The organism is Stenotrophomonas sp. SMYL20 (genome assembly GCF_036320045.1).
GTDB lineage: Bacteria > Pseudomonadota > Gammaproteobacteria > Xanthomonadales > Xanthomonadaceae > Stenotrophomonas > Stenotrophomonas maltophilia_A.
Map to the genome: position 1 here is coordinate 65,518 of NZ_JAWIRT010000015.1, position 8,023 is coordinate 73,540.

Consider the following 8,023-nt stretch of genomic DNA (forward strand, 5'->3'; position numbering starts at 1 on the left):
GCGGGCCCCCCCCCCCCGCGCCCCCCCCCCCCCCCCCCCCCCTCCCCCCCCCCCCCCCCCCCCCCCCCCCCCCCCCACTACCGGGGTGCCCAGCGATTTCTGAACATTTCGATCCGGTACCGCGGTTAGAGTCCAGCTTCCCCCATCACTCTGAACGTCTTCATGCGTACCCTGCTCCTGCTGCCCCTGGCCCTGCTCGCGGCCTGCTCCACCACGCCCACCGAGCTGGATCCGATTTCGTATCAATGCCAGCAGCAGTTGGACGCGTACCGCGAACAACCGGCGCTGCGCGATCCGAAGGGCCAGCGCCCGCCCCTGCCGGTGGCCCCGATCAGCGATGCCTGCGACAAGGAGCTCCAGCGCAAGGGCGTGGATCGTCCCCTACGCTGAGCAGCGTATGATCGGCGCGCGGGCCTGCCCGCCGTTGAAGGTATCGACATGGATCGTTTCTCCCACCTGCCGTGCGCCGCGCTGCTGATCGCCAGCCTGCTGGCGACCGCGCCGGCCTGGGCCAACAGCACCGAATGCCGCGAGCGCTACCCGAGCGTGGCCGCGCAGGCGGCGATGTTGGACGTGGCCTGGACCACCGCTGAGCGCCTGGACGCGCTGCCCGATGTGGACGTGGTGGTGGCCGCGCGCGGTGGCCAGGACCTGAGCCGCTACGGCCTGCGCCACAGCCACCTGGCCTTCCTGGTGCGTGAGGACAATGGCCGCTGGCGCGCGATGCACCTGCTCAACCGCTGCAAGACCGACAGCTCGCAGCTGTACCACGAAGGGCTGGGCAACTTCGTCGGTGAGAGCGGCGGCCATACCGACCTGCGCATCGGCGTGCCCTCGGCGCAACTGCGTGCCGCGTTGAAAGCGATGCTGGTGTCGCCGTCGATCCAGCCGAAGGCACTGCACGAAACCAAATACAACGTGGTTGCCTACCCGTTTGCCACCGACTACCAGAACTCCAACCAGTGGGTGCTGGAAGTGCTGGCCGCGGCGATGGCGCAGACCGAAGGCGCGCCGGCCATCGTCAAGCGCGAACAGGCGCAGCAGTGGCTGCGCCAGCAGAAGTACCAGCCCAGCGTGCTGCATATCGGCCTCGGCAAGCGCGTGGGTGCGCGCCTGTTCGTGGCCAACGCCACCACCACTGACCATCCGGCCGGCGAACGCATCTCCGGCAACTATTCGGTGGTGACGGTGGAATCGGTGTTCGATTTCCTGCACCAGCGCAGCCAGCTGCAGCAGGAACTGGTGATCCCTCACGTGCCGGTAGCTGGTGCTGCCGCCGCCACGCCCTGAATCCAGCAAGGAGAACGACATGCGTACCCTGCCCGCCGTCCTGATGCCGATGCTGATCGTCGCAAGCCTGGCCTGGTCCACGGCCGCTCATGCAGAGCGCCGCATCGTGATCATCCATGACCCGGGTCCGCAGGGACCGAGCCTGGAGATGTCCACACAGATGGTGACGTCGGCCCGCGCGGCGGCGGCGAAGGAAGCCCAGGATGCCGCCGACGCTGGCCAGCCGCTGGCCCGCCCGCAGCAGATCAAGCTGCCGCAGATGCAGGTGAGCGCGATCGCCACCACCGTGGATGGCCGCCGCGAAGTGCTGCTGCGCGATGCCAACGATCCGCAGAACACCGCATCGATGCAGTACCCGCGCGGCATCGGCGATCCCGCCGTGCAGTTCACCGTGGGCCAGACCGTGAACTTCGAACCGACCGGCGCCGACCAGGGCTGGCAGTTGAAGGACAACCAGGGCCGCCCGCTGGAATACCTGCCCGAGGCCACCGGCCCGCGCGACATCTTCGATACCCGGCGCTGAGCCGCCGTCCCCACCCTGACCAGGAGGTCTCCATGTTCCGTTACCTGCGCGTTCCCGCCACTGCCCTGCTGCTTTCGGCGCTGGTGGTGCCCACCGTCCATGCCGGCGCCGCGCCGCAGTTGAACAGCGGCCAGACCAGCGTGTTGGTCACGTCGCTGATCGTGCTGTCGATTCCGTTGGCCACGTCGATGGGACTGGCCGAACTGTCCAAGGCCCCGTTCAAGGCCAGCGAGCGCAACGGCAAGGTCGCCGCACGCACGCCGGCGGTGCCGCTGCCACCGATGGAAGTGAAGCAGGTCGCCACCACGCCAGCCGGTGATCGCCAGGTGCACCTGCAGGTGCCCGGCAAGGCCGACCAGACCGCAACGCTGCAATGGCCGGCGGCTGCAGGCGATGACCCGATTGCCGGTTTCGTCGTCGGCCAGCAGGTGCGCTTCGACCCGACCGACGCGGGTGCCGGCTGGACCGTGAAGAGCGCGCAGGGCCAGGCGCTGGCCTATGTGCCGACCGCCTATGCCGCCGGCGATGTGATGAGCGAAACGCTGTAAAGCTGAACGGCCGGTTTTGGCATTGCCGCGGGCCGGGCGGATAATGGGCGATCCCTTTGTCCCCCTGGCTCGCCATGTCCGTGCGTCCTGCCCCTGTGTTTGCCCCGTTGACCGCCCGCGCCCTGGTGCTGGCGGTGCTGGCCATGGGCGCGGTGGTGCTGCTGTCCAACGTACTGGTGCAGTACCCGATCAACGATTGGCTGACGTGGGGTGCTTTCAGTTACCCGGTCGCGTTCCTGGTCAGCAACCTGATCAACCGCCGCTTCGGCCCGGGCCCTGCCCGCCGCGTGGCGTGGATCGGTTTCGCGGTGGCGGTGCTGCTTTCGATCTGGGTGGCCACCCCGCGCATCGCCATTGCCTCGTGCTCGGCCTTCATCGTGGCCCAGCTGCTGGACATCACCGTGTTCGACCGCCTGCGCCGTGGCAGCTGGTGGCGCGCACCGATGGTGGCCACCACCTGCAGCGCCACGGTGGATACCACCATTTTCTGGTCGATCGCGTTTGCCGGTTCGACCCTGCCGTGGGTGAGCTGGGCTGCCGGCGACCTGGCGGTGAAGCTGGCGATCGGCGTCTGCCTGCTGGCCCCGTTCCGCGCGCTGCTGTGGAAGATGGCGCCGCTGCGCACCACCAGCTGACCGCCGTTGCTCTGGTAGGTGCCAACCTTGGTTGGCACGCTGTTGCCGGGGTCATGAACGCTGACGGATTGTGCCAACCAAGGTTGGCACCTACCAACAGCGGGTCATCGCCGGCCATTGATCCGGTGGGTGCCGACCGTTGGTCGGCACGCCCTGCAGAACTCATCGCTGCCGACAGATTGTGCCGACCAACGGTCGGTACGCACCCAAAGTTGTTGCAGCATTTGCACCCACTCAGGCGAATGGCAGCTCCGCGGCAATGCACGCGGCGGTAATCGCGGCACATGCATCTTCAATCGCGGGCGTGGTCGGTGCCAGTCGCGGACGTCGATCCAGCGTGCAGGCCAGGCCCACGTCCAGCAGCGTGGCATGTGCTCCATGCAATGCCTGCGCCGTGTCTTCCGGCAGGAAACCAGCAACGGCCAACGCATCGATCAACGATGGCGTATCGCGCGGCTGCAGCAACGCCACGTGCTGCGCACTGCGCGCGAGCACACCGGTCTGCAGCAGGAACTCCAGGTCCACCACGCCACCGGCACCCTGCTTCAGGTCCAGCCGCGCGGCATCGCTGCGGTCCAGTTCGGTGCGCATGCGGCCACGCATCTTCAGCACGTCCGCGTACAGCACACCCGTGTCGCGCTCACGCCCAAGCGTCTGCGCACGCACCTGCTCGAAGTCGGCCAGCAGGCTGGCATCGCCGGCCACGCCACGCGCGCGCACCAGTGCCTGGTGTTCCCAGGTCCACGCGCGTTCGCGCTGGTATTCGGTGTAGCTGGCCAGCGAAGACACCAGTGAACCCTTGCCGCCATCCGGGCGCAGGCGCACGTCGATGTCGTACAGGCGCCCGGCGGCGGTCACCGCACCGAGCAGCGCCATCACCTTCTGCGCGAGGCGCGCATACCAGCGTCCCGGCTCCAGCGGACGCGCGCCATTGCTGGCATCCACGCCGGCCGGGTTGTCGTGCAGGAACACCAGGTCCAGATCGGAACCGAAGCCCAGCTCAAGCCCACCAAGGCTGCCGTAGCCGATGATCGCGAAGCGCCCGCCGGGAATCTCGCCGTGTGCGGCATGCATGTCCGCTTCGGCCATCGCCAACACGGTGACCACCACGGCCTGCGCCAGCTCGGCCAGTTGCCGCGTGCTGTCCACCGCACCCTGGCGGCCGTCCAGCGTGGCCATCGCCATGCGGAAGCTGAGTGCCAGCCGGGTTTCATTGAGCCAGCGCAGTGCGGATTCGGGATCCTCCACTGCCAGTACCTGTTGGCACTCCGCCAGCATGCCGGCGGCATCGGGCATCGGCCCGGACACGCGCACGTCCAGCAGTTCGTCCAGCAGCAGCGGATACGCCGCCAACCGTTCGGCCAGCAGCGCGCTGCGCGCCAGCACGTCCACCAACCGCGCCAGTGCGCTGGGCTGTTCGTCCAGCAAGGCGAGATAGCTCGTCCGGCGCAGCACCGCCTGCAGCAGGCCGAGCACGCGCTTGAGCGCGGCATCCGGCTGCGGCGAACGCGTGGCCGCATGCAGCAGCGCGGGCAGCACGCGATCCAGCCGCGCACGCGCGGCATCGGACAACGACTTCACGCCGGTGCCCTGGGCGAAGTCGCGCAGCGACTGGTCAGCGCCGTTGGCATCGAGGAAACCGGCTTCGGCCAGCAGCGGTGCGTTGCTGCCTTCGGGCAGGCTGCGCCAGTAGTTGGCCAGCGCATCGGGCGCGGCCTGGCCCTTGCGCGGTGCCAGCAACGCGGCGAATTCGGTACTGACCCGCTGCTGCTGCACGGCCAGTGCCGCGCGCAGCACCTCCCAGTCCGGGTAGCCGAGCCCAACAGCGATGCGTTCGCGGTCAAGTGCGTCGCTGGGCAGCACGTGAGTCTGCGCGTCACGCAGCATCTGCAGGCGGTTTTCCAGGCGCCGCAGGAACAGGTAGGCCTCGCGCAGCGCGCTGCCATCCTCGGGCGCGATCTGCCCGGCGGCCACCAGTGCGTCCAGCGCCACCAGCAGCCGACGCTCGCGCAATGCCGGTTCACGACCACCGCGGATCAGCTGCAGCGCCTGGCACAGGAATTCGATTTCGCGGATGCCACCGGCGCCACGCTTGATGTCATCGTGCAGTTCGCGGCGTGCGACTTCGGCGGTGATGGCCGCCTTCATTTCGCGCAGGCCATCGAGCGCGGTGAAATCCAGGTACCGGCGGTATACGAACGGGCGCAGGGTCTGCAGCCACGCCTCACCGGCCTCGATATCGCCGGCCACCGCGCGCGCCTTCAGCCACGCATAGCGTTCCCAATCACGGCCCTCGCGCTGGAAATACTGGTCCATCGCCGCGAACGAGAGTGCAACGCGGCCGGCGCTGCCGAACGGGCGCAGGCGTAGGTCGACGCGGTGGCTGAAACCATCAAGGGTGGTTTCGTCCAGCAGCTTGGCCAGGCGCTGGCCGAGGCGCGCGAAATACTCTTCGGCCGCCAATGGACGCGGTCCATCGGATTCACCTCCCTGCGGATAGGCGTAGACCAGGTCCACATCGGAACTGAAGTTGAGCTCGCCACCGCCCAGCTTGCCAAGGCCGAACACCACCAGCTGCTGCGGCGCGCCTTCGCCGTCGCGGACCACGCCGTGGCGCTGGGCGAATTCCTGCTGCAGGGCGTCCAGTGCCAGCCGCAGGCAATCTTCGGCAAGGGTGGTGGCGCCAGCGAGGGTCTGCGCCACGTCGTCCAGACCGGTCAGGTCACGCCAGATCAGCCGTGTGGACATTGCCGTGCGCCAGCGCCGTATCTGCGCCGGCCAGTCGCTGGGCTGCAGCGGATCGAGCACCGGCGCTGGGATCGGCGGGCAGCCGGGCGCGGCCAGCTGTGCCAGCAAGGCCGGTTGCCGCACCAAGGTGTCCAGCGCGAAGTCGCTGCTCACCGCCAGCCGGGTCAGCAACGGCAGCAGGTTGGCCGGGATGGGCTCGGGCAGGACCTGGGCCAGGCGCGCCAAGGCGCGGTCGACAAGAGGCTGCAGGGTGGCGGGCAGGTCAGCGGTGGCGAGGCTCATGGGCTGATTGTATCGACCCGGCCGGCACTACCGATAATGGAGACCGCGTATTCATACTGGACGACAGGCAATAAAAAAGCCCGCTTGCAGCGAACTGCCAGCGGGCTCTGCTCCCTCCCCCACGTCGGGATGCAGGTCCATCGTGCGGGCTGCGAAAGCACTTTGCACGCTGCACTGCAAAACAAAACCGGCGGGTTTGGGTGACCCCTGCGGGAAAAGCCATTCCACGAAGGTAGAACCCCCCGTACGGATGAGGATGGCCGATAATCGGAATTCCCCCCAGCAACACGTGTCGTCATGTCTGTTGATCGCATCGCCAACGCGCGTCTTCGTGACCGCGTGGTCTCCGCAGAGGCCGCAGCCGCGCTGATCCAGCCCGGTGAAACCGTGGCCATGAGCGGCTTTACCGGCTCCGGGTATCCCAAGGCCGTTCCCGTCGAACTGGCCCGCTGCATCGAAGCGGTGCATGCCCAGGGCCAGCCCTTCCAGATCAGCCTGATGACTGGCGCCTCCACCGCGCCGGAACTCGATGGCGCGCTGGCCAAGGCCGATGGCATCGCCATGCGCATGCCGTTCCAGAGCGACCCGGATGCGCGCAACCGCATCAACGAGGGCAAGCTGGATTACATCGACATCCACCTCAGCCACGTGGCCCAGCACGTGTGGTTCGGTTTCTATGGCGAGATCGATACCGCCGTGATCGAAGTCTCGGCCATCCGCGAAGACGGTTCGCTGGTGCCCTCCACCTCGGTCGGCAACAACAAGACCTGGCTGGACCTGGCCAAGAAGGTGATCGTCGAGGTCAACGAATGGCAGCCGGCCGGCGTCGACGGCATGCATGACATCTACTACGGCACCGCGCTGCCGCCGCACCGCAAGCCGATTCCGCTGGTGAACGCCAACGACCGCATCGGCGACACCGCGCTGCGCTGCGACCCGGACAAGATCGTGGCGGTGGTGCGCACCAACGGCCCGGACCGCAACAGCCCGTTCAGCCCGATCGATGCGACCAGCGAGCAGATCGCTTCGCACCTGATCGAGTTCCTCAAGCATGAAGTGAAGAAGGGCCGTCTGCCGCCGAACCTGCTGCCGCTGCAGTCGGGCGTGGGCAATATTCCGAACGCGGTGCTGGCCGGCCTGGCCAAGAGCGGCTTCCGCGACCTGGCCGCGTTCACCGAAGTGATCCAGGACGGCATGCTCGACCTGCTGCGTGACGGCGTGCTGAGCTATGCCTCGTGCACCGGCTTCGCGCTGAGCCCGCAGGCCAACGAGACGTTCAAGGAGAACATCGATTTCTACCGCGAGCGCATCATCATGCGCACGCAGGAGATCTCCAACCATCCGGAACTGGTGCGCCGCCTCGGCTGCATCGGCATGAACGGCATGATCGAGGTGGACATCTACGGCAACGTCAATTCGACGCACGTGATGGGCACGCGGATCATGAACGGCATCGGCGGTTCCGGTGACTTTGCCCGCAACGGTTTCCTGTCGGCGTTCCTGAGCCCGTCCACCGCGAAGAACGGCACCATCTCGGCGATCGTGCCGATGGCCAGCCACGTGGACCACACCGAACACGACGTGTCGGTGATCGTCACCGAACAGGGCCTGGCCGACCTGCGTGGCCTGACCCCGCGCAAGCGTGCGCAGGTGCTGATCGACAACTGCGCGCACCCGGATTTCCGCCCGCAGCTGCAGGATTACTTCGACCGCGCCAGCCGCGAGAGCTACGGCAAGCACACCCCGCACCTGCTGCCGGAAGCGTTGTCGTGGCACCAGCGCTGGCTGGATACCGCCACGATGAAGGGCTGAGACCCGCTTTTGTAGAGTCGAGCCATGCTCGACTGCTTTTCTCGGCAGCCGAGCATGGCTCGGCTCTACAGAGGGCAGCGCCATGACCCCAGGCACGGAATCGGGTAGAGCCGGGGGGGGGGGGGGGCGCCCCCGCCCACCGAGCGCGCCGCCGCCGCGAGCGGGGCGCGGGCGCCCGCCCCCCC

Annotated in this window: 7 protein-coding genes; 6 read left to right on the forward strand and 1 reads right to left on the reverse strand. The window is 67.8% G+C overall.

Going from position 1 to position 8,023, the window contains the following annotated elements; all coding sequences use genetic code 11:
- Nucleotides 1-162: 162 nt before the first annotated feature.
- The 5 genes from V3B48_RS12990 (at nucleotide 163) to V3B48_RS13010 (ending at nucleotide 2,996) form a co-directional block, all read left to right on the forward strand.
- Nucleotides 163-390 carry a hypothetical protein gene (locus V3B48_RS12990; RefSeq protein ID WP_004139505.1) on the forward strand — a complete coding sequence of 76 codons (228 nt, stop codon included), beginning with the start codon at nucleotides 163-165 and terminating at the stop codon, nucleotides 388-390.
- 48 nt (nucleotides 391-438) lie between these two features.
- A complete protein-coding gene (locus V3B48_RS12995) occupies nucleotides 439-1,290 on the forward strand; it encodes a DUF2145 domain-containing protein (RefSeq protein ID WP_329893842.1) in 852 nt (283 codons plus the stop codon).
- Between the two features lie 19 nt (nucleotides 1,291-1,309).
- Nucleotides 1,310-1,813, forward strand: a complete 504-nt coding sequence (locus tag V3B48_RS13000) for a hypothetical protein (RefSeq protein ID WP_004139502.1) — start codon at nucleotides 1,310-1,312, stop codon at nucleotides 1,811-1,813.
- Nucleotides 1,814-1,845: 32 nt separating this feature from the next.
- Nucleotides 1,846-2,361, forward strand: a complete 516-nt coding sequence (locus V3B48_RS13005; protein WP_317217021.1) for a hypothetical protein — start codon at nucleotides 1,846-1,848, stop codon at nucleotides 2,359-2,361.
- 74 nt (nucleotides 2,362-2,435) lie between these two features.
- Nucleotides 2,436-2,996, forward strand: a complete 561-nt coding sequence (locus V3B48_RS13010) for a queuosine precursor transporter (RefSeq protein WP_004139497.1) — start codon at nucleotides 2,436-2,438, stop codon at nucleotides 2,994-2,996.
- Between the two features lie 234 nt (nucleotides 2,997-3,230).
- On the opposite strand, the gene glnE is transcribed toward V3B48_RS13010, so the two are convergent.
- Entirely contained in the window at nucleotides 3,231-6,026 is a 2,796-nt protein-coding gene (gene glnE, locus V3B48_RS13015; RefSeq protein ID WP_329893843.1) for a bifunctional [glutamate--ammonia ligase]-adenylyl-L-tyrosine phosphorylase/[glutamate--ammonia-ligase] adenylyltransferase, read from the reverse strand.
- Between the two features lie 297 nt (nucleotides 6,027-6,323).
- Here glnE and V3B48_RS13020 point away from each other — a divergent pair, with 297 nt between their 5' ends.
- Nucleotides 6,324-7,838, forward strand: coding sequence for an acetyl-CoA hydrolase/transferase family protein (locus V3B48_RS13020; RefSeq protein WP_329893844.1), 1,515 nt, complete (start codon nucleotides 6,324-6,326; stop codon nucleotides 7,836-7,838).
- Nucleotides 7,839-8,023 lie beyond the last annotated feature (185 nt).

What these genes read in the sequence shown, in the direction of transcription:
- V3B48_RS12990 (WP_004139505.1), top strand. Translation starts at nt 163, where the DNA reads ATGCGTACCCTGCTCCTGCTGCCCCTGGCCCTGCTCGCGGCCTGCTCC.
- V3B48_RS12995 (WP_329893842.1), top strand. Translation starts at nt 439, where the DNA reads ATGGATCGTTTCTCCCACCTGCCGTGCGCCGCGCTGCTGATCGCCAGC.
- V3B48_RS13000 (WP_004139502.1), top strand. Translation starts at nt 1,310, where the DNA reads ATGCGTACCCTGCCCGCCGTCCTGATGCCGATGCTGATCGTCGCAAGC.
- V3B48_RS13005 (WP_317217021.1), top strand. Translation starts at nt 1,846, where the DNA reads ATGTTCCGTTACCTGCGCGTTCCCGCCACTGCCCTGCTGCTTTCGGCG.
- V3B48_RS13010 (WP_004139497.1), top strand. Translation starts at nt 2,436, where the DNA reads ATGTCCGTGCGTCCTGCCCCTGTGTTTGCCCCGTTGACCGCCCGCGCC.
- glnE (WP_329893843.1), bottom strand. Translation starts at nt 6,026, where the DNA reads ATGAGCCTCGCCACCGCTGACCTGCCCGCCACCCTGCAGCCTCTTGTC.
- V3B48_RS13020 (WP_329893844.1), top strand. Translation starts at nt 6,324, where the DNA reads ATGTCTGTTGATCGCATCGCCAACGCGCGTCTTCGTGACCGCGTGGTC.